The sequence below is a fragment of the Haloferax massiliensis genome (genome assembly GCF_001368915.1).
In the GTDB taxonomy this organism is placed as follows: Archaea; Halobacteriota; Halobacteria; order Halobacteriales; family Haloferacaceae; genus Haloferax; species Haloferax massiliensis.
In genome coordinates, this window is the sequence record NZ_CSTE01000002.1 from 1,775,483 (window position 1) to 1,795,072 (window position 19,590).

The 19,590-nt window shown below is 66.2% G+C and carries 18 protein-coding genes; 6 read left to right on the top strand and 12 right to left on the bottom strand.

Annotated elements, in window-relative coordinates; all coding sequences use genetic code 11:
• Positions 1-97: 97 nt before the first annotated feature.
• From BN996_RS13210 to ahaH, 8 genes are all read right to left on the bottom strand, one after another.
• Positions 98-1,504, bottom strand: coding sequence for an ATP synthase subunit B (locus tag BN996_RS13210; protein ID WP_089779658.1), 1,407 nt, complete (start codon positions 1,502-1,504; stop codon positions 98-100).
• A gap of 4 nt (positions 1,505-1,508) precedes the next feature.
• Complete coding sequence (locus BN996_RS13215; protein ID WP_089779660.1) at positions 1,509-3,269, bottom strand: ATP synthase subunit A; 1,761 nt, start codon at positions 3,267-3,269, stop codon at positions 1,509-1,511.
• A 6-nt stretch (positions 3,270-3,275) separates the two neighbouring features.
• Positions 3,276-3,596, bottom strand: coding sequence for a V-type ATP synthase subunit F (locus BN996_RS13220; RefSeq protein WP_089779662.1), 321 nt, complete (start codon positions 3,594-3,596; stop codon positions 3,276-3,278).
• Positions 3,593-4,639 carry a V-type ATP synthase subunit C gene (locus tag BN996_RS13225; protein WP_089779664.1) on the bottom strand — a complete coding sequence of 349 codons (1,047 nt, stop codon included), beginning with the start codon at positions 4,637-4,639 and terminating at the stop codon, positions 3,593-3,595. The genes BN996_RS13220 and BN996_RS13225 overlap by 4 nt, the downstream gene beginning before the upstream one ends.
• Positions 4,636-5,220 (bottom strand): V-type ATP synthase subunit E, encoded by a 585-nt coding sequence (locus BN996_RS13230; RefSeq protein ID WP_089779666.1) that lies wholly within the window; start codon positions 5,218-5,220, stop codon positions 4,636-4,638. The genes BN996_RS13225 and BN996_RS13230 overlap by 4 nt, the downstream gene beginning before the upstream one ends.
• Before the next feature lie 21 nt (positions 5,221-5,241).
• Positions 5,242-5,499, bottom strand: coding sequence for a F0F1 ATP synthase subunit C (locus tag BN996_RS13235; protein WP_089779668.1), 258 nt, complete (start codon positions 5,497-5,499; stop codon positions 5,242-5,244).
• Positions 5,500-5,670: 171 nt separating this feature from the next.
• Positions 5,671-7,860 (bottom strand): V-type ATP synthase subunit I, encoded by a 2,190-nt coding sequence (locus tag BN996_RS13240; RefSeq protein WP_089779670.1) that lies wholly within the window; start codon positions 7,858-7,860, stop codon positions 5,671-5,673.
• Positions 7,847-8,179, bottom strand: coding sequence for an ATP synthase archaeal subunit H (gene ahaH, locus BN996_RS13245; RefSeq protein WP_089779672.1), 333 nt, complete (start codon positions 8,177-8,179; stop codon positions 7,847-7,849). Before ahaH ends, BN996_RS13240 begins: the two co-directional genes overlap by 14 nt.
• A gap of 154 nt (positions 8,180-8,333) precedes the next feature.
• On the opposite strand from ahaH, the gene BN996_RS13250 reads away from it, so the two are divergent.
• A complete protein-coding gene (locus BN996_RS13250) occupies positions 8,334-8,957 on the top strand; it encodes a methyltransferase domain-containing protein (protein ID WP_089779674.1) in 624 nt (207 codons plus the stop codon).
• Between the two features lie 51 nt (positions 8,958-9,008).
• On the opposite strand, the gene BN996_RS13255 is transcribed toward BN996_RS13250, so the two are convergent.
• Positions 9,009-9,491 (bottom strand): type IV pilin domain-containing protein, encoded by a 483-nt coding sequence (locus BN996_RS13255; protein WP_089779676.1) that lies wholly within the window; start codon positions 9,489-9,491, stop codon positions 9,009-9,011.
• A gap of 39 nt (positions 9,492-9,530) precedes the next feature.
• Positions 9,531-10,907, bottom strand: coding sequence for a DUF7094 domain-containing protein (locus BN996_RS13260; protein ID WP_089779678.1), 1,377 nt, complete (start codon positions 10,905-10,907; stop codon positions 9,531-9,533).
• A gap of 146 nt (positions 10,908-11,053) precedes the next feature.
• Here BN996_RS13260 and BN996_RS13265 point away from each other — a divergent pair, with 146 nt between their 5' ends.
• The 4 genes from BN996_RS13265 (at position 11,054) to BN996_RS13280 (ending at position 15,226) form a co-directional block, all read left to right on the top strand.
• Complete coding sequence (locus BN996_RS13265; RefSeq protein ID WP_089779680.1) at positions 11,054-12,223, top strand: helix-turn-helix transcriptional regulator; 1,170 nt, start codon at positions 11,054-11,056, stop codon at positions 12,221-12,223.
• Between the two features lie 69 nt (positions 12,224-12,292).
• On the top strand, positions 12,293-13,090 hold the full coding sequence (locus tag BN996_RS13270) for an electron transfer flavoprotein subunit beta/FixA family protein (RefSeq protein WP_089779682.1): 798 nt from the start codon (positions 12,293-12,295) through the stop codon (positions 13,088-13,090).
• Positions 13,087-14,040 carry an electron transfer flavoprotein subunit alpha/FixB family protein gene (locus BN996_RS13275; RefSeq protein WP_089779685.1) on the top strand — a complete coding sequence of 318 codons (954 nt, stop codon included), beginning with the start codon at positions 13,087-13,089 and terminating at the stop codon, positions 14,038-14,040. Before BN996_RS13270 ends, BN996_RS13275 begins: the two co-directional genes overlap by 4 nt.
• Positions 14,041-14,383: 343 nt before the next feature.
• A complete protein-coding gene (locus tag BN996_RS13280; RefSeq protein ID WP_089779687.1) occupies positions 14,384-15,226 on the top strand; it encodes a polyprenyl synthetase family protein in 843 nt (280 codons plus the stop codon).
• A gap of 73 nt (positions 15,227-15,299) precedes the next feature.
• Here the strand turns inward: BN996_RS13280 and BN996_RS13285 are convergent, their stop codons facing one another.
• Entirely contained in the window at positions 15,300-16,433 is a 1,134-nt protein-coding gene (locus BN996_RS13285) for a DUF373 family protein (RefSeq protein ID WP_089779689.1), read from the bottom strand.
• Positions 16,434-16,564: 131 nt separating this feature from the next.
• Positions 16,565-18,445: a PAS domain S-box protein gene (locus BN996_RS13290; protein WP_089779691.1), complete on the bottom strand. Its 1,881-nt coding sequence runs from the start codon at positions 18,443-18,445 to the stop codon at positions 16,565-16,567.
• Between the two features lie 107 nt (positions 18,446-18,552).
• Between BN996_RS13290 and BN996_RS13295 the strand changes: the two genes are divergently transcribed.
• On the top strand, positions 18,553-19,548 hold the full coding sequence (locus tag BN996_RS13295) for a radical SAM protein (RefSeq protein WP_049904989.1): 996 nt from the start codon (positions 18,553-18,555) through the stop codon (positions 19,546-19,548).
• Positions 19,549-19,590: the final 42 nt, after the last annotated feature.

Sequence of the window (19,590 nt, forward strand, 5' to 3'; positions counted from 1 at the left end):
TCCCGCGGGCGACGCGCGGCCGCACGGCTCGAAGAACGAACGGCGCGAATAGAAGAGGAGAATCGAACCGAGGGACGAACGCGGCGTTCGCCGCGGTCTAGGCTTCCGCTTCGACCGACTCGGCGTCTTCGTCGTAGTAGTCCTCGATGAGCTCTTCGTCGATACGGTTGAGCTCGGACTTCGGGAGCGTCGACAGGAGGTCCCAGCCGATGTCGAGGGTGTCCTCGATGGACCGGTCCGTGTCGAAGCCCTGATTGACGAACTCGGCTTCGAAGCGCTCGGCGAAGTCGAGGTACTTGTTGTCGCGCTCCGACAGCGCCTCGCGGCCGACGATGTTCACGAGGTCGCGCAGGTCTTCACCCTCCGCGTACGCCGCGTACATCTGGTCGGACACGTCGGCGTGGTCCTCGCGGGTGAGCCCCTCGCCGATACCGTCGTCCATGAGACGCGACAGGGACGGAAGCGGGTTGATCGGCGGGCGGATGCCCTGCGAGTTGAGGTCGCGGTCGATGTATATCTGGCCTTCCGTGATGTAGCCGGTCAGGTCAGGAATCGGGTGCGTGTCGTCGTCACCCGGCATCGTGAGGATGGGAATCTGCGTGACGGACCCGTCGCGACCTTGGATGCGACCTGCGCGCTCGTAGAGCTGTGCGAGGTCGGTGTACATGTAACCCGGGTAGCCACGGCGACCGGGGACCTCTTCGCGAGCCGCACCGATCTCGCGGAGCGCCTCGCAGTAGTTGGTCATGTCGGTCAGGATGACGAGGACGTGGTAGTCCTTGTCGAACGCGAGGTACTCGGCGGTCGTCAGCGCGAGACGCGGCGTGACCGTCCGCTCGACTGCGGGGTCGTCCGCGAGGTTCGTGAAGACGACGGAGCGCTCGAGTGCGCCCGTGCGCTCGAAGTCCTCCATGAACTCGTTCGCCTCTTCCTGCGTGATACCCATCGCGCCGAAGACGACTGCGAACTCGGACTCCTCGCCGCTTTCTTCGTCCTCGGGCACCGTCGCCTGACGGGCGATCTGGAGCGCGAGGTTGTTGTGGGGAAGCCCCGACGCGGAGAAGATTGGGAGCTTCTGGCCGCGGACGAGGGTGTTCATGCCGTCGATGGCGGAGACGCCGGTCTGGATGAACTCCTCGGGGTACTCGCGGGAGTAGGGGTTGATTGCCGCGCCGACGATGTCCCGACGCTCGTCGGGAACGATTTCGGGGCCGCCGTCGATTGGCTGGCCGGACCCGTCGAGCACGCGCCCGAGGAGGTCCTCGGTCACGGGCATCTTGAGGGTCTCGCCGAGGAACCTGACGGACGCGTTCCTGTCGATACCGCTCGTGCCTTCGAACACCTGAATCGCGACGAGGCCCTCGGAGGATTCGAGAACCTGTCCGCGCTTGGTTTCGCCTTGGGGCGTCTCGATTTCGACGATTTCGTCGTAACCGATCGGCTCGTCGACCTCGGCGAACACCAGCGGGCCGCTGATTTCGGTGATGGTCTGGTATTCCTTCATGGTCTCAGTACAGCTCGCGGAGCTGCTCGGTGATCTCTGCTTTGAGGTCCTCGATGTACGCCTCCCAGTCTTCCTGCACACCAATGCGGTTCAGCCGGGGAGCCGCCTCGATGGCCTGAATCTCTTCGACGGGGACGCCGGCTTCGAGCGCCTTGAACGCCTCGTCGTTGAACGTGTGGATGGCGGTGAGGATTCCGTACGTCTTCTCGGGGGAGCAGTACGTGTCCGTCGGGTGGAACGCGTTCTGCTGGAGGTACGCCTCACGGAGGTAGCGAGCGATTTCGAGGGTCAACTGCTGGTCCTCCGGCAGGGCGTCCTTACCGACGAGCTGAACGATTTCCTGCAGTTCGTTCTCCTCGTCGAGCACGTCGACGGCCCACTGGCGCTCTTCGGCCCAGTCGTCCTCGACGTTCTCGACGAACCACGGGTCGAGCTGCTCTTGGTAGAGCGAGTACGACTCGTTCCAGTTAATCGCCGGGAAGTGACGGCGCTCTGCGAGGTCCGCGTCGAGCGCCCAGAACGTCTTGACGATACGCAGGGTGTTCTGCGTGACCGGCTCGGAGAAGTCGCCGCCCGGCGGCGAAACCGCGCCGATGACGGAGACGGAGCCTTCCTCGCCGTTGACGGTCGTGAAGTAGCCGGCGCGCTCGTAGAACTCGGAGAGACGCGCGGCGAGGTACGCGGGGTACCCCTCTTCGCCGGGCATCTCTTCGAGACGCGACGAAATCTCGCGCATGGCCTCGGCCCACCGGGAGGTGGAGTCGGCCATGAGCGCAACGTCGTATCCCATGTCGCGGTAGTACTCCGCGATGGTGATGCCGGTGTAGATACAGGACTCGCGGGCCGCCACGGGCATGTTGGACGTGTTCGCGATGAGGCACGTCCGGGCCATAAGCGGGTTGCCCGTCTTCGGGTCGTCGAGTTCCGGGAAGTCCTCGATAACCTCGGTCATCTCGTTGCCGCGCTCGCCACAGCCGACGTAGACGACGATGTCCGCGTCGGCCCACTTGGCGAGCTGGTGCTGCGTGACCGTCTTCCCGGAGCCGAACGGACCCGGAATCGCGGCCGTTCCGCCCTTCGCGATGGGGAACAGACCGTCGAGGATGCGCTGTCCCGAAACGAGGGGTTCGCGCGGGGTCTTCTTCTCGGCGGCGGGGCGCGCCTGACGCACCGGCCACTCCTGGTGCATCGTGATTTCTTCGCCGTTGTCGAGTTCGACGACCGTCTCGGTGACGGAGAACTCGCCTTCCTCGACGGCGACGACCTCGCCGCCCTCGAAGTCCGGCGGGACCATGACCTTGTGCTCGATGGTCACGGTCTCGGGGACCGTCCCCACGACGTCGCCGGAGGCGACCTCGTCGCCCTCGGAGACGGTGGGTTCGAACTCCCACTCCTTTTCGAGGTCGATACCCGGCGCGTCGACACCGCGGTCGAGGAACGCCGAGTTCATCTTCGACTCCAGCACGTCCAGCGGACGCTGGACGCCGTCGTAGATGGCGTCCATCATCCCCGGACCGAGGTCGACGGTCAGCGGTTCGCCCGTACTCTCGACGGGTTCGCCGGGACCGACACCGGAGGTCTCTTCGTACACCTGAATAGTCGTGAGGTCGCCCTCGATTTCGATGACCTCGCCCATCAGCCCTTCGTCGCCGACGTAGACGACGTCGTTCATGCGGGCGTCGAGGCCACGGGCGGTCACGACCGGACCACTCACGCTTGCGATGACACCGTCCTCGCGAACGGAATCTTGTGTTGCCTGACTCATGTTTGGTTATTCGTCCATCAGATCGATACCGATTGCTCTCTTGATCTGGTCACGGAGGCCGCTCGCGCCGCCGGAACCGCCGAGCGTCACGAGCGTCGGCTCGATGCTTCGCTCGACCGACTGCCGCGCGGTACGCGAGAGGTGGTCGAGGTCGTCTTCGTGCATCACGATGATGCCGACGTCCTCGTCCTCCAGCGTCCGCGTCACGGCCTCGTCGAGTTCGTCGTCCTTCGCTTCGTCCGGGACGTTCTCGAACTTGCGGACACCCGCAAGCCGAAAGCCCGTGGTGAAGTCCGGACTGCCGATAACTGCGATTTCCTGGCTCATATGGTGACCAGCTCCTCTTCTATTGCATCGGGGTCCAGCCCGGCCTCGCGGCCGCGGGCGATCGCCCGAATGTTGTCGACCTCGCGCTCCTTGGCGAGGATGTACGAGACGATTGGCGTGACAGAAAGCGGGAACACGTAACCGAGCGTGTCCGCGTACTCCAAGAGCGCCGCGTCGAGGGCGCGCTCGAAGCCGATGAGGCTGTCCGCCTCTTCGAGGTCCGAGAGGGCCGACGAGAGGCGGTCGCCGTACCGGCTGTCACGGATCTTCGACACCAGTTCGTCCGGACTGGTCGCCAGCGACGCGATCTCCCCGGCGCGGAACAACGCACCGCCCTCGATGAAGTAGTCCACGGGGTCGAGGTCGGTGCCGCTGCGAGCGATTCGGAGCGCGTTGCGGGCGTTTCGGAAGTCTATCTCCGCCTGGAGGAACTCGTGGTACTGCTCGGTTTCCTCGCTGACGACGAGCCCTTCGAGCAACTGCTCGTAGAAGGCGCGGTCGACGGCGTTTTCGAGCGGAACGAGAACGCCCACGGTCTCGAAGTCGTCGTACGCCTTCGCGAGTCCCTCTCCGAAAACCGTCCCCGACAGCTGTTCGACGACCTCCTCGATCTCCGTCGCATCGAGCAGACGCGAGATGAGGCTGTCGCTGAACTCCCCGGCGCGGATGAGGTCGGCTTCGACCTCCTCGCGGGGGGTGTCGGAGTAGAGGCCGCGGATAATCGTCTTGACGTTCCACGCGTCGAACTTCCGGAGGTAACGCGCGATGAGGCCGTAGAGGCGGCCGCCCGACCAGTCGAGGATGTCGTTGAACTGCTTCGCCAGGTTCTGGTTCAGCGCGTACTCGATGAGGTCGACGCCGGAGAACCGACTCCCGAGGGCGTTGATCTCGGTCTCGTACTCCGAGTCCTCCATGAATCGGGCGATTTCGGCCGGACTCATACGGACCAGTTTGCGGTAGTCCTCTTCGCCGAACAGCGCACTGCGCCGCGCTCGAACACGAGCGATAACGTATTCGGGATTCGAGCCGCCAGCAGTGCTCATTGGTCGTCGAACAGTCGCGTACTCACTTCCTTCAGGTTGTCCTCCCAGACTGTGTCGAGGACCGAGTCGAAGGTGTTGTTCACCCGAACGCGCGAATTCGTGCCTTCGACCACGACGCCACCGAGGCAGTCGCGCTCACCGGCAAGTTCGTAACCGTCGTAATTGGAGAGGATATCTTCGAGGAGGCCAGCGTCGGACGCACGGCCGTAGACGAGGACCTCGTCCTCGTCTTCGAACTCGACGGAGGCGGCGTCGAGGAGGGTTTTGGTCAACTCCTCGCGTCGGTCGCCCTCAAGCTCTGCGAGCTCGGTCTCGACCTGCTCGCGGACGCGCTGAAGCACGTCGCGGCGGGCGCTCAGCCGGGCCTGCTTGGCTTCGAGCTTCGCGCTGGAGAGCGCCTGTTCGCGCTCCCGTTCGAGTTGTCGCTCAACTTCGGCCTCGCGCTCTTCGACGAGCGCTTCGGCTTCGGCCTCGGCTTCGGAACGAATCGTTTCGGCTCGTTCTTCGCCGGCCTCTTTGATTTCCTCCGCACGTGCGCGGGCTTCGTCTCGGATGTCCTCAACAACGTTGTCCAAACTCATGATGGGAAAGAGAGGGGGTGCTTAGGCCGCGAAGACAACGACCAGCGCGAGGATGACGAGGGTCTCGGGGAGAACCGTAAGGATCAGCCCGTTGACGAAGAGGTCCTCGTCTTCTGCGATGGCGCCCATCGCGGCGGAACCGATGCCACGCTCCGCGTAGCCGGCGCCGAAGGCGGCGAGACCGACGGCCAGGGCCGCCGCAGCGTCGGAGGTAATAGCGGGTGAGGAAGCGGCTTCACTCTGCAGTACAGTCATGAGGGGTTCGATTGCTTCAATCATTGTGTGTTCCTGAGTACCGGATTGTCGTCTCCGAACGTCCGTATGTGCTGGCAGCCGTATCATAAAGGTTCCCAAAACGTTCGGAGCAGTCTGTCTACGACGGTGGAATCGTCGTCATTGCAAAAGCAGTCGCTCCGAACGGACAAAGTCAAAAAAGGACCGATTAGAGGGTTAGTCTTCGGTCGTGAACTCGCGGTCGTAGCCGAACGGCATGTACTCGCGACCGCCGCCCTCGAAGAACTTGTTGAAGAACTCGACGTATTCGAGACGCACGGCCTGCAGGCCGGCGCTCGTGACGCCGAGCGCGAGGACGACGAGGTGGCCGACGACGAGGACGAGCAGCCCGCCCACGACGCCCGCGGCCCCCGAATGGAAGAGACCGCCGAACATGACTTCGGTCACCTCGTGGCCGTGGTACATATCGCCGACGTGATACATGTGGCCCAGACCGAAGTGCCACTCCGCCTCGCTCCCTTCGCCGGTGACGAACACGCCGAAGACGAGCAGGTTGACGGCGAACGCCATCGACGCCTTCGCGATGAGGACCGCGCCGAGACGCGTGTACGACAGGACGTTCGACAGCGGGGCGGCGAACTCGACGAGTTCGGCCAGTTCGGCCATCCCGAGCAGCACCGCGCCGAGCATGTACAGCCCGAAGCCGACCCAGCCGACGGTGAACGAGAAGCCGGAGAAGCCGAGCGGGATGAGCCCGTCAGCGGCGAACGTGGTGAACAGGAACTCCGGCGGGACGCCACCGAGGGCGTCGCTGAAGATCCAGATCCACAGCCCGTTCAGCATGAGGATCCACGAACCGCTTTCGAGGACCGCCTCCTTCGCGCCGTGGAGCTCGTAGCTCTCGACGAAGTCGAAGATGTAGCCCACGTTGACGTGGATGATACCGACGACGACGCTCACGGTGAGCCAACCGAGGGCCCACTCAGCGGTGGCCGGCGACAGCCCCTTCTCGATGGGCGGGTGCGACAGCCCGAGCATCCCCTCCCAGAAGTACTGGGTGATGAGGTGGAAGCCGAATATCTCGCCGTAGAGGATGCCGAACAGCGTCGTGAACAGCCCCGCGGCGAGGGTGACGCCACCCATGCTCTTGAGCGCGCCGTCGTCGAACTTCGAGTAGAGGAAAAAGCCGATGGCGGTGTAGATGACACCGTACCCGAAGTCACCGATCATGAACCCGAAGAACGTCGGGAACGTCAGGAACAGGATGACCGTCGGGTCGAACTCGTAGTAGTTCGGGCGGTTGACCGCCTGAACGAGGAGTTCGAACGGCTCGACCGCGCCGCCGTTCTTCTGGACGACCGGTGGGTCGTCGCTGGACATCGAGACCGTTCCGCCGTCGGTGGCCGCGACCGCACTACCGCTCTCGGCGACCTCTTCGCGCGCGTGGTCGTGCCCGTCGCGCGAGAACTCGGCGCGTTCGATCTCTTCGACGTCGACGTGCTCGCCGACGGCGTCCTTCAGCCCGGTTGCGAACTCGTTGTATCGCTCAGTGGGAATCCAGCCCTCTGCGACGAAGGCGTTCTCGGTCGTCGCGAACGACAGCGGCGCTTCCGTCTTCTGGACGTCGATCGCCAGTCGCTCCTCGGCCGCGAGGAGGAACTCGCCCTCTTCGACGGCGATGTCGTTCAGTTCGGACTCGACGGTGTTGAGCTTCGATTCCAGCTCGCGCTTCTGCTGCTGGAGGTCCTGGATGTAGTCTTCGGGGCTCCCCTCGGCGTCCGGGATTTCGAGCGTCGCGAAGTCCGTGCCGACGAGCGCGTCCACGAGCGCAGTCTCCGACGCGTCCTCCGTGGGACGGCCGAAAATCGCGTGGGTTCGCTCGCCCGAGAATATCTCGTAGGCGTTGATGTCGTCGGCGTCGACGACCGCTCGCTCGACGGTTTCGACCTTCCCCTGACCGACGACGACCTGCAGGGACTCGTAGCCCGAAAGCAGGTCGAGGTCGATTCCGAGGTCGACAAACGGCTCCATCGCGTCGACCTCTTCGTCGATGTCGTCGAGGCGGCTCCGCAGTTCGGAGCGACGGTCGTCCAGTTCGTTGACCTCGGTGCGGATCTCTTCGAGGGGCTCTTCGAGCGCGTCGTCCGGGACGATGCGCTGGCGGCCGGCCTCGGTCTCTTCGACGCCGAGGATGCTCTTGAGCGAGCGGATGGTGACGAGTTTATCGGAGGCGCTCTCGGCGCCTTCGATCGGCGTCCCCGTCTCGAATCCGAACTCCTCCCGCCACGAGCCGTCGTATTCGGTGACGTGCAGCAGTCGGAGGTCGTGGGTAGCTTCGATGACCTCGGGCATGACGCCCTTCGAACCGGTCACCGAGACCTTGCTCATCTGCTCAGGTCTGAGCATCAACCGCCTCCTCGAATTGGCCGATGGCGAACTCGACCGCGTCGTCGATGTGGTCTTCCGCCTCGGCAACTAGTTCGTCGCGGGCCTCCTCGCCTTCTTCGAGGATACGTTCTCGCTCCGCCTCTATCTCCGCGCGTCCCTCCTGTAGACGCTCGGATTCGAGTTCCGCGGCCTCTTCTTCGGCCTCGGAGCGAATCTCATCGGCTTCGCTACGCGCCTCCGCGACGAGTTCCTCACGTTTAGCCTCGGCCTCTTCAACGATGTCGTCGGCCTCCTGCTCGGCCGTTTTGATTCGTTCGAGAACCTCTTGTCTCGGCATACTCGTATCACAGGAACGTTGCACAAGCGCTGTATAAGGTGTTTGCGGAAAGTTTGCGACAGACCCCCGAAAGGCGCGACCGAGACCCCCCTCGAACGCCGACTCGCGCGGCGAATCCGCACCGTTATCATCGGTGAGTCCTAATCCCGGCGCGATGGGAGTCCTCGAAAACAAAGCGCGGGCCCGCCTGTTCTACAAGTACCTCTCGAAGGTGTACGACCGGGTGAACCCGTTCATCTGGAACGAGGAGATGCGCGACGAGGCGCTGGAGATGCTCGACATCCAGGAAGGCGACCGCGTCCTCGACGTGGGCTGTGGCACCGGCTTCGGAACCGAGGGACTGCTCCGCTACACCGACGACGTTCACGGCCTCGACCAGAGCATCCACCAGATGCAGAAGGCGTGGGAGAAGTTCGGCAAGAACGACGAGGTCCGGTTCTACCGCGGGGACGCCGAACGGCTCCCCTTCGCTGACGACACCTTCGACGTCATCTGGTCGTCCGGCTCCATCGAGTACTGGCCGAACCCGGTCACCGCGCTCGAAGAGTTCCGCCGCGTCGTGAAACCGGGGAACAAGGTGCTCGTCGTCGGCCCCGACGACCCGAAGTCCGGCGTCTTCCAGAAACTGGCGGACGCCATCATGCTGTTCTACGACGAGGAGGAGGCCGACCGGATGTTCGAGGCCGCCGGCTTCGTCGACATCGAACACCACATCCTCCAGCGCCAACCCGGTAGCCCGCGGGCCATCGTGACTATCGCGCGCGCGCCGGAGGAGTAAGCCCCAACCGCGCCGAGGTCGACTCGGGCGCTCGTTTTCGCCGCGGCCGACTCACGACGCTCTCGCTTCGAGCGCCGCGACCGGCGTGTCGCCGTCGAAGACGCGAACGGTCACCGTCGCACCCGGTTCGATGCCCGGGTCGTTCGTCCCAGCCAGTTCGAGCGTCGCCGTCTCGCCGACGGTCCACCGCGAGTCGGCGGCGGCGTTGAACGGGCCGGTCGGGCCGGGTCGGAAGCCGCTGGCCGAGAAGAACGGCACGGGCGGTTGGTGCGCGAGCGGCTCCCCATTCACGGAGATTCGAACCGCGAGCGAGTCCACGTCCAGCGGCGCGCCGCCCTCGTGAACCAGCGACAGCGTGTCACCCGAGACGGACAGCGACAGCGCCGTGGGCCGCGTCGGGGTCGGCGAGGAGTCGGCCGCGTCGAACGCCGCCGCGCCGACGGCGGCCGCGACGACGACCACGAGGCCGATGAGGAGCACGCTCCCGAGGAGCACGGACGAGCCGCGGGTCGAGTTGCGGAACTGGCGAGGCATCGAGACGGGGTGGCCCCGTCATGGGATAAGAAGCTCCGGTCAACCGTCGGCGGGCGGGCCGGCGGGCCCGCTCTGCGAGACCGTCGAGACGGAACCGGTCGACTCGGTCGACTCGGTCGGCGTCGACGTGACCGTCGGGGAGGTGCCGTTTTCCGCGGCGGTCGCGTTCCCCGCGAGGTACGGCATGGGCGTCGGCGAGGTCGTGAGCACGACCGCCGAGTTACCCCTGATGACCGTGACGGTGTAGGGCGCTGACGGCGAGACAGTCCAGATCGTCCCGTCGGACCCGGTGTGGCCCAACAGCGTGCTCTCCTGAGTGGCTTCGAGTCCGATCGTGACGTTCGCGTCGACCGGGTCGCCCGACTCGCTTTCGTTCAACCCGATGCGAAGCGGTCCACCGGGATAGGTCCGGTCCACGGTGAGCGCCAGCCCGTCTCTGACCCCGGTGGCGCTGTCCCGGGCCGTAATCGATTCGAGGGGGCGCGTCTGCGACTCCTTGAACACTCGTCCGGTTCCGGCGTCGACGTACGCGGTCAACTGACCGTCCCTGTAGTTGATGCGTACGCGGTGGCTGTCGCCGGCACTGATGACGTTGGTCCCGTTCTGCGCGGCGCGGCTTGAGTAGATCGTCGGGTAGTCCTCCGCGACGATGTCGAGCGCCTCCTCGTAGGAGACCGTGTTCTGGTCGCGGTTGCGGAGGTCCGCGCGGTAGGCCTCGCGGACGTACTCGCCGTCGGTCACGACACTGAGAACGACCCCGGTCTCGCTCGTCCGCACGGAGAACCGCGCGGGGTCGGACTGGCCGGTCACGACCGAGACGGCGTGCCTCCGAACCGGGCCGGTGAACGTATCGAGTTCGCGTTCGAGCGCCGCGAGCCGCCCGGAGCTAATCGAGAAGTCCGGCGTCTCGGTCGTGATATCCCGGAGGGCGACGCGCCGCTCGTCGAGTTCTCGCGCCTCGGCGTCGATTCGCGCGAGTTCGATGAGGAGGTCTCGCGCGGTGATGTCGTCGGCGTTGAACCGTTCGATAGCGGAGCGCTGCGCGCTCTGGAGCGCAATCGCGCGCTGCTCGATGCTGTTTAGTTCGTCGAGGATGAGCTGTTGTCGCGTGCTGTCGTCGGTCGCGGACTCGATGCGCTCGATGGACGCGCCCGTCTGAATCTGGCCGCCGGCCCTGAGTGCGGAGAAGTCGAGGGACGGACCGAGGTCGACGTGGTGGGCTTCGACCGTCGACCGAACCAGCGCCGACGACGGGACGTCGAGGACGTGCGTCGTCTCGTTGGTCGGCGACTCGACCTGTGCGGACACCTCCCCGTCGGGAGCCATCGAGCGAGTCGAACCGTCGGCGGGACCGACCGCGCCGAGCACCGGCGACGCCACGAGGAGCATGACGACGACGAGCGGGAGGGCCTTCATCGCCGTGAGGGTACACGGCGGCGGTACTAAAATGACCCTCTTGACGCTGTCGGCGTCGGCGACGGCGGGAGAGCGCATCTCGGCGGCGTCTGACACTGTTGAATCGATGGAAAGCGTTTTCATCGCCGGATGAAACGGATTTACGTATGCGGAGCGCCGCCCTCATCGTTGCCCTCCTCACCATCGTCGCCGGCGTCGCAGCACCGGTGGCGGCCACAGACGCGGCTGCTGCCGGTGCGCAGAGCGCGGACACGGTCGTCGGCGTCTCCGCCGTGGACACGCGCGCGGGCGCGGACAAGACAACCGCTTTCGGGCGTCCGTCGGTCGTCGCCCAGCAGACGAGTCTCGAACGGTCGCCGCAGACGGAAATCTCGATTCGACTGCGTGCCGACCGCTCCGCAGACTGGCGAATCGAGATGCGCTACGAGCTCGACACGCGAAACGAGACCGCGGCGTTCGAGGAGTACGCACAGGAGTACGAACAAGGAACCACCGACGTCGGTCCCGACGAAGCGTTCTTCGGACGCGTCAGTCAGATGGCCGCCGAGCAGGCCGGCCGGTCGATGACGGTTCAGAACGCGACGACGAGGGGATACGTCGAAAACGGGACCGGCGTCCTCGTGTTGACGTTCACCTGGACCAACTTCCTAGAACAGACCGACGAAGGGCTGCGCCTCGGCGACGCCCTGTCGGCCGATGACGGCGAGACGTGGCTCACGTCGCTTCGGTCGAATCAGAACCTCACGATTCAGACGCCGCCCGGACACGCCGTCAGCGACACGGAGCTTCCCCTGGAGAACAACGCCGTCGTCGTCGAGGGGCCGCGGACCTTCGAGTCGACCGACCAGTTGACCGTGGCGTACGTCTCGACGGGCACGGACCAGGGTGTCCCGTGGGCGCTCGTCGGCGGCGGTGCCGTCATCCTCGCGGTGGCCGTTGCGGGCGTCGTCCTGTTCACCCGGCGGCGGCCGAGCGGGACGGAGCCGGCCGGAACGTCGGTGAGCCCCGAGCCGCGACAGGAGTCGGTGTCGGAGCCGACCGACGAGCCAGCGCCGGACGACGGCGACGGCGAGGAGTCCGACGACGACGTCGACCTCGACCTGCTCTCGGACGAAGAGCGGGTCGAACTCCTCTTGGAACGGAGCGGCGGGCGGATGAAGCAGGCGAACATCGTCAAGGAGACCGGCTGGTCCGACGCCAAGGTCTCACAGCTCCTGTCGGCGATGGCCGACGAGGAACGCGTCGAGAAGCTTCGGCTCGGCCGCGAGAACCTCATCTCGCTTCCCGACGAGGACGAGGACGACGAAGCGGAGTAATCGAACGACTGCGGTGCGGACGGCCGCGGTGCGAAAACGTTTATTCGCCCCGGTCGGTAGTGAACGTTGATGAAAGTTCTCGTAACCGTCAAGGAGGTCGCCGAGGTCGAAGAGGACTTCGAGCTCGACGGGCTCAGCGTGGCGGACCAGTACCTCGACTACGACCTCAACGAGTGGGACGAGTACGCGGTCGAGGAAGCCGTCCAAATCTCCGAGGAGAGCGACGACGACGTGGAGGTCGTCGCCGTCACCATCGGTCCCGAGCGGTCCGAAGAGACCATCCGGATGGCGCTCGCCAAGGGCGTCGACCGCGCGGTCCGGGTGTGGGACGACGCGCTCGACGGCGTGGACCTGCTCGACGTGGGCGCGAAGACGCGCCTCCTCTCGGCGGTCGTCGAGGACGAGGACCCCGACCTCGTCCTGACGGGCGTGCAGGCGAACGACGACAGCTTCGGCGCGACCGGCGTCTCGCTCGCCTCGGCCATCGACTTCGAGTGGGCCGCGGTCGTGAACGCCCTCGACCTCGACGCAGAGGGCGGCGTGGCGAGCGTCCGCCGCGAACTCGAAGGCGGCGTGGAGGAGCTCACCGAAGTCGACCTCCCCGCGGTCCTCACCATCCAGACGGGTATCAACGAGCCGCGGTACGCGAGCCTGCGCGGGATTCGACAGGCTCAGTCGAAGGAGATCAAACCGCTCGCGCTCTCCGACCTCGGTCTCGACGCCGCGGCGGTCGAGTCCGACCTCGTCCTGACCGACGTGTACGAGCCGGAGACCGAGTCCGACGCGACCTACTTCGAGGGCGACGCCGGGGAGCAGGCCGCCGACCTTGCGACCGTCCTCCGCGAGAAGGGGGTGGGCGCGCAATGAGCGACGTGCTCGCCGTCGTCGAGCACCGCCGCGGAAGCCTCCGCGACGTGTCGTTCGAACTCGTGACCGCCGGGGCCGACCTCGTCGGCGACACCGGCGGCGACCTCCACCTCGCGGTCGTCGGCGGCGACGTGGACGCCTTCGCCGAGGAGCTCTCGCTCGCCGGCGTTGACGCGATTCACACCGTCGCCGAGGGCGACGAGTTCAACCACGACGTGTCCGTACAGGCCGTCGAAGCGCTCGCCGGGGAGCTCGACCCCACGTACGTCCTCATGGGCAACACGGTCAACGGCCTCGACTACGCCCCCGCGGTCGCGGAGCGCCTCGACCGCCCGCTCGTGACCGACGCCATCGACCTCCGGAACGACGGCGGCCTCGTCGTCACCCGCGAGATGTACGCCTCGAAGGTCGAATCGACCGTCGAGGTCGACGCCGACCGCGCCGCGGTCACCGTCCGACCCGGCGAGTGGGACGCCGCCGAGGAGCCGGGCGAGCCCGCCGTCGAGGCGTTCTCGTTCGACCTCGACGAGTCTCGCGTGCGCTCGCGCGTGACCGGCTTCGAGGAGGTCGGAAGCGGCGACGTGGACATCACCGACGCAGACGTGCTCGTCTCCGTCGGCCGCGGTATCGAAGAAGAGGAGAACATCGAACTCGTGCAGGAACTCGCCGACGCGCTCGGCGCGACGCTGTCGTCGTCGCGGCCCATCGTCGACAACGGCTGGCTCCCGAAGGACCGACAGGTCGGCCAGTCCGGGAAGGTCGTCACGCCCAAGTTCTACATCGCAATCGGCATCTCCGGCGCGGTCCAGCACGTCGCCGGGATGAAGGGTGCGGAGAACATCGTCGCCATCAACACCGACCCGGACGCGCCCATCTTCGACATCGCCGACTACGGCATCGTCGGCGACCTCTTCGAGGTCGTGCCGGAACTCATCGAGCAGTTCGAGTAACCACCTCCCGTTTTTGGTCCAGCTTTTCCCGGACGCGAACTCGTGAGCGTTCGGGAAAAGGTGGTTGCAGGTCGTGCCGGAACTCATCGAGCAGTTCGAATAGAACCGTTTGCGCTGCGGGCGGCCTGAAGCCGCCCTCGGCAACCGCGTCACCAAAAACGCGCCTCGCTCACGGTACGTACCCAAGACAGCGTGGACGAGCAGAGCGTCGGCTGAGGGGAGCCTGAACGGGCGCACAATCACGACCCACTCGGTAGGTCAAAAACGGCCGCCAACGGCGGTTCCCGCGCTCGGTTTCTCCAAATCCGGTACGTACTTCCCTACCCAACCCTACGAACCGACAATGGAATACCTGGAGCGCCGGGTCACGATGGTAAACGACCGCCTTGAGGAGGTCGTCTCGGCGGTCGAGCCGTCGGAGCTCGCCGACCAACTCGACCACGTCGCTCTCGCGGGGGGCAAGCGCGTCCGCCCCGCCGTGACCATCCTCGCCTGCGAGGCCGTCGGTGGCACCCCCGAGGACGCCGTCGACTTCGCGGTCGGCGTCGAACTCGTCCACAACGCCTCGCTCGTCGTCGACGACATCATCGACCGGTCCGACATCCGCCGCGGCACGCCGAGCGCGTGGGCCGAGTACGGCTACGGGCCGGCCATCATCGCCTCCGACGGCCTGCTCGGCGAGGCGTTCGCCCTCCTGTCGTCGTCCGACCGCGCCACCCGCATCGTCGCCGAGTCGATGGTCGAACTCGGCGAGGGCGAGGCGACCGAACTGGTCGCGGTCCCCGGCAACGAATCCGAGTACATGCAACTCGCCCACCGAAAGACGGGCGCGCTGTTCCGCGCCGCGGCCGAACTCGGCGCGGTCGCCGCGGGCGGCGACGCACACGTCGTCGAGTCGTTCGGCGACTACGCGGCCCGCGTCGGCGTCGCCTTCCAGATTCGCGACGACGTGCTCGACGCCACCGCGGACGCGGAAGAACTCGGCAAGCCGACGGGGCAGGACGCCGAGATGGGCCGACCGTCGCTCGTGCAGGTGACGGACCTGACCCCCGAAGAAGCGAACCGCAGGGCCCGAAAGCAGGCCGACGAGGCGCTTTCGGCCCTCGACGCCTCGGGCGTCGACGACTCCGAACCGCTGGAGTATCTCCGCGACCTCGCGGAGTTCGTCATCGTGCGCGAGAGCTGAGGAGTCTGGTTCGAGTTCCGAACTGACGATGTCGACACAGACAGCCCCGAGCGGCGCGACCGCCCGCGACTGCTTACGCCGGTTGCTCGCTTTCGCCGTCGGAACCGGTCGGGTACCGGGACTCGGCCACCGCGAACGTGAGCGTGCTCAGCACGCCGAGGAGCGTGCCGACCGTGAGCGCGACGGCGAGGCCTGGGAGGTAGAACTTCCGGACCCCGGCGACCCCCTCGGGGAGGAAGAAACCGGACAGCGCGTACAGTACGATGGCGATGGCGAACACGTAGAACGGCGCGTTGAGGTAGCGCCACTTGAATCGGTCGTGGAGGTACTCGTCTGTGACCTGTCCGAGACTGCTCGTGATGCCGGCGGCGGCGAACCACTCGACCGCGCCGTGGACGAGCGTGGCGAGGATGAGCCCCGGAGCGGGGTCGCCCGCGACGCTCTCGGAGACGGTTTCGAGGAGTTCCACCCCGCGGACGCCGCCGACGACGAGGAGCGCCGCGGCCGCGACGTAGGTGATGATGGTGACGCGGCCGGCGTAGAGGACGTTCCGCGCGCGGTTTGCCGCCTCGTCGACCGCCGATTCGAGGCCGAGGCCGCGGAACAGCGTGTACAGGCCGAGGAGCGCCGAGATGAGGCCGAGGACGACCGCGCCGGGCACGTCGAAGAAACTGGCGATGGTGACGAAGGGGTAGATGAGAAGCAGGATGCCGAGCGGGACGAGGATGGTCCCGCGGGTCTCGGGGTCGGCGAGCACCTGCTTCATCGTGTAGTACATCGATTCGAGGTTCTGGGCCTGCCTGACGACGACCCGACGGACCCCGTCGATGGGGACGCGCGAGCGGATGACCGGGAGGACGGACTCGTCCTGTGCGCCGTCGGTGATGACGATGGCGTGGACCGGCTCGCCGGTCGAGAGGCTCGCGAGAACGGTGTCTATCTCGTCGCCGATGGCGCGGTTCGCCTTCACGTCGCTGCCTTCTAACCCGGTGACCGCCGCGACCTCGACTTCCTCGTCCTCCGATTCGAGCAGTTCGTCGTGGACCTGAATGCCCTGAAAGAGGACGTTCACGTCGGAGTCCTCCGGGTCCGCGGTGGCCAGCGCCACCGCGGCCTCCTCGACGCGCTGTCGACCGACGACGGGCGTCGACAGCCCCGTCTTGCGGCCGAGGTCGTCGTCGAGGTCGACACAGAGGACCAAGAGCATCGTTGACTCCTATGCCACGGGGATATATCTGCTTTCGGGGGCGCGGTCGCGGTGGCGCGGTCCGTCGGTCTCGCGGAGCGAGCGGGCGACCGCCGCGACGCTGTCGCGACCCCCTCGCGGGCCGCGGCCAGTCACGCCATCTCGCCGGCCTCGCCGACGGGGTCGAAAAGCACCTCGAAGCGCGCACCGGTCGCGCCGTCGACGGCCCGGATCGCCCAGCCGTGGGAGTCGGCGATCTGCCGGACGATACCGAGCCCGAGTCCGGTTCCGTCGCCGTCTTTGGTCGAAAAGCCCGAGTCGAAGACGCGGTCGCGGATCGACGGCGGGATGCCGGGGCCGTTGTCCTCGACGAAGAAGCCGCGGTGCGACGGGAGCGCGCCGACGCGAATCACGAGGTCCGAGTCGTCGCCGGTCGCGTCGGTGCGACCGCCCCGAGCGTGTTGGAGCGCGTTCCGAAACAGGTTCTCGAAGAGGCGCGTCGCCCGGCTCTCGTCGGCTTCGACCACCGGGAGCTCGCCGATTTCACAGCGGACGTGGTCGACGTTCGACGAGCACATCTCCCAGCCGGTGGCCGCGGAATCGGCCAGCGAGATCTCCGACGCGTCGAAGACGGAACGCTCGTCGCGGGCGAGAGAGAGCACGTCTTCGACCACGTCGGCGATGCGGCGGTGAGCGCGCTCGACGTGGTCGAGGTGGGAGTCGTCGTCGAGTTCGCGGGCGAGTTCGAGCCGGCCCTGTGCGACCGCCAGCGGCCCGCGGATGTCGTGCGAGAGGACGCGGGCGAAGGCGTCGAGCCGGGCGTTCTGCTGGGCGAGTTCGCGCTCGTGACTGATGCGTTCCGTGAGGTCGGAGACCACGCCGATGATGTTCGTCACGTCGCCGTGCTCGTCGAGGAGCGGGACCGCGCGGGCGTTCGCCCAGCGGATGGTGTCGCTTCCCTCGGGGAGGAATCTGAACTCGAACTCGTACTGCTCGTCGGCGACACCGTCTCGGATGTCGGCGAACATCTCGTCGATGGCCCGTCTCAGTTGGTCGCGGTCGTCGACGTGGATGAGGTCGAGGAACGAAAACGGGTCCTCGTAGAGCAGCGACACGTCTCGTCCCCAGGCGTCTTCGAACTGGTCGTTGATGTAGATGACGTCGAACTCGGTCGGCTCCGAGATGAACACCATATCCGGGAGCGACGAGATGATCTGTCTGGTGAGGCGCTCGGAGCGCCTGAGGAGCCGTTCGGACTCCAGTCGGGCCGTGACGTCCATCGCGGTCCCGACGACGACCGGCTCGCCGTCGACCGTCGTCCGCTGGCCGGTGATTTCCAGCGTGGTCAGGTCGCCGGCGTTGTCGCGGATGCGGACGGTGTACGACATCGATTCGACGCTCCCGTGCGACCGGTCCCTCAGGCTCTCGTCGACGATGGCGCGGTCTTCCTCGACGATGAAGTCGGTGATAGGTCGGTCGACCACCTCGTCTGTGTCGTAGCCGAGCAGGTTCGAGAGGTACTCGTTGACGAACTCGACTCGACCGTCTCGAATCACGTACAAGCCGACGAGCGACTGGTCGGCGATGACCCGGACCCACTCGTGCAGTTCGTCGAGTTCGGTCGACTGGCGGGCCGCGACGCTCGCCTTCGAGATGCGGTGCGCGAGGACCGCGAACTGGGCGTCGGTCGACCGCTTGTCCACCACGTCGGTGACGCCGGCGGCGAACGCTTCGCTGACCACGTCCTCGGAGTCGAGTCGGGTGAACAGAATCACCGGCGGCGGGTTCGGCGACTCGCGGACGCTGAGCAGGGTGTCGAGGCCGGCGGTGCCGTCGAACTCGAACTCGGTGACGATACAGTCGAACGGCGATTCGGCGTGCGCCTCAAGCGCCGCCGTCGGGTCGGCGACCGCCGCGACGTCGAGGTTGTCGCAGTCGTCGAGCGCCGCTACCGTGTCCGCGACGGCCTCGGTGTCGTCGACGATGAGGACCCGAACCGGACCCTCAGCGCGGGTGACGGGACCGAGAGACATGGCGTACTGTCAGACACATACAACAATAACCGTACCGGCGAGCGGGAGGAGCTCCGGACGAAGTCGGACGCCTTTTGGCGATGCGCCAAGTACAGTTCCGTAATCGAATGATCTCGAAGGGATGCGAGCAGTGCGCCATGGGCGGGAAGATGGTGCTGTTCGTCTACGGGTACTGCGACCAGCGCGATTGTTTCTACTGCCCGCTCGGCGAGAATCGCAAGAACGTCACCGACGTGTACGCCAACGAGCGGAAAGTCGAGTCCGACGCGGACGTCATCGAGGAGGCGAAACGCATGGACGCGCTCGGGTCGTCCATCACCGGCGGCGAGCCGCAGGAGGCGCTCGACAAGACCTGCCGTTACATCTCGCTTCTCAAAGACGAGTTCGGCGAGGACCACCACATCCACCTCTATACGGGTATCACGGGCGGGCGCGAGAACATGCGCCGCCTCGCCGAGGCCGGCCTCGACGAGATTCGCTTCCACCCGCCGCTCGAACTCTGGGGTGACATGCACGGCACCGAGTGGGAGGACATCCTCTACATCGCCCGCGAGGAGGGCCTCACCCCGGCGTTCGAGATTCCGGGCATCCGCGCGGAGCGGGAGTTCCTCGACTTCCTCGACGAGGGGGCCGCCGAGTTCTGCAACATCAACGAGTTCGAGATGTCCGACGGCAACTACCGCCGGATGCAGGAGAAGGGCTACGAACTGCAGGACGGCCACATGTCGGCGGTCGACGGCTCGAAGGAGGCCATCCTCGACGAGATGGGCGACCACGAGCGCGTCTACTTCTGTACCTCCGTGTTCAAGGACGCCGCCCAGCACAGAAACCGCCTGAAGCGCATGGCTCGCAACCTCCGCCGGCCCTTCGACGAGGTGACCGACGACGGCACGCTCGTCTACGGGAAGACCTACACCCCCGCCGAGCGCTTCATCGAACTCGGCGTCCCCGACGAGTTCTACAGCATCAAGTCGAACCACGTCGAGGTCGCGTGGTGGCTCCTCGAAGAGATGATCGAAGACGGCGACGTCGACGACGGCGAAATCGTCGAGCAGTACCCGACCTACGACGGTACCGTGGTCGAGCGGACGCCGTTAGCCTGAGTACCGGCGTTTTTGGTCCAGATTTTTGCGGAGTGAGCGAAT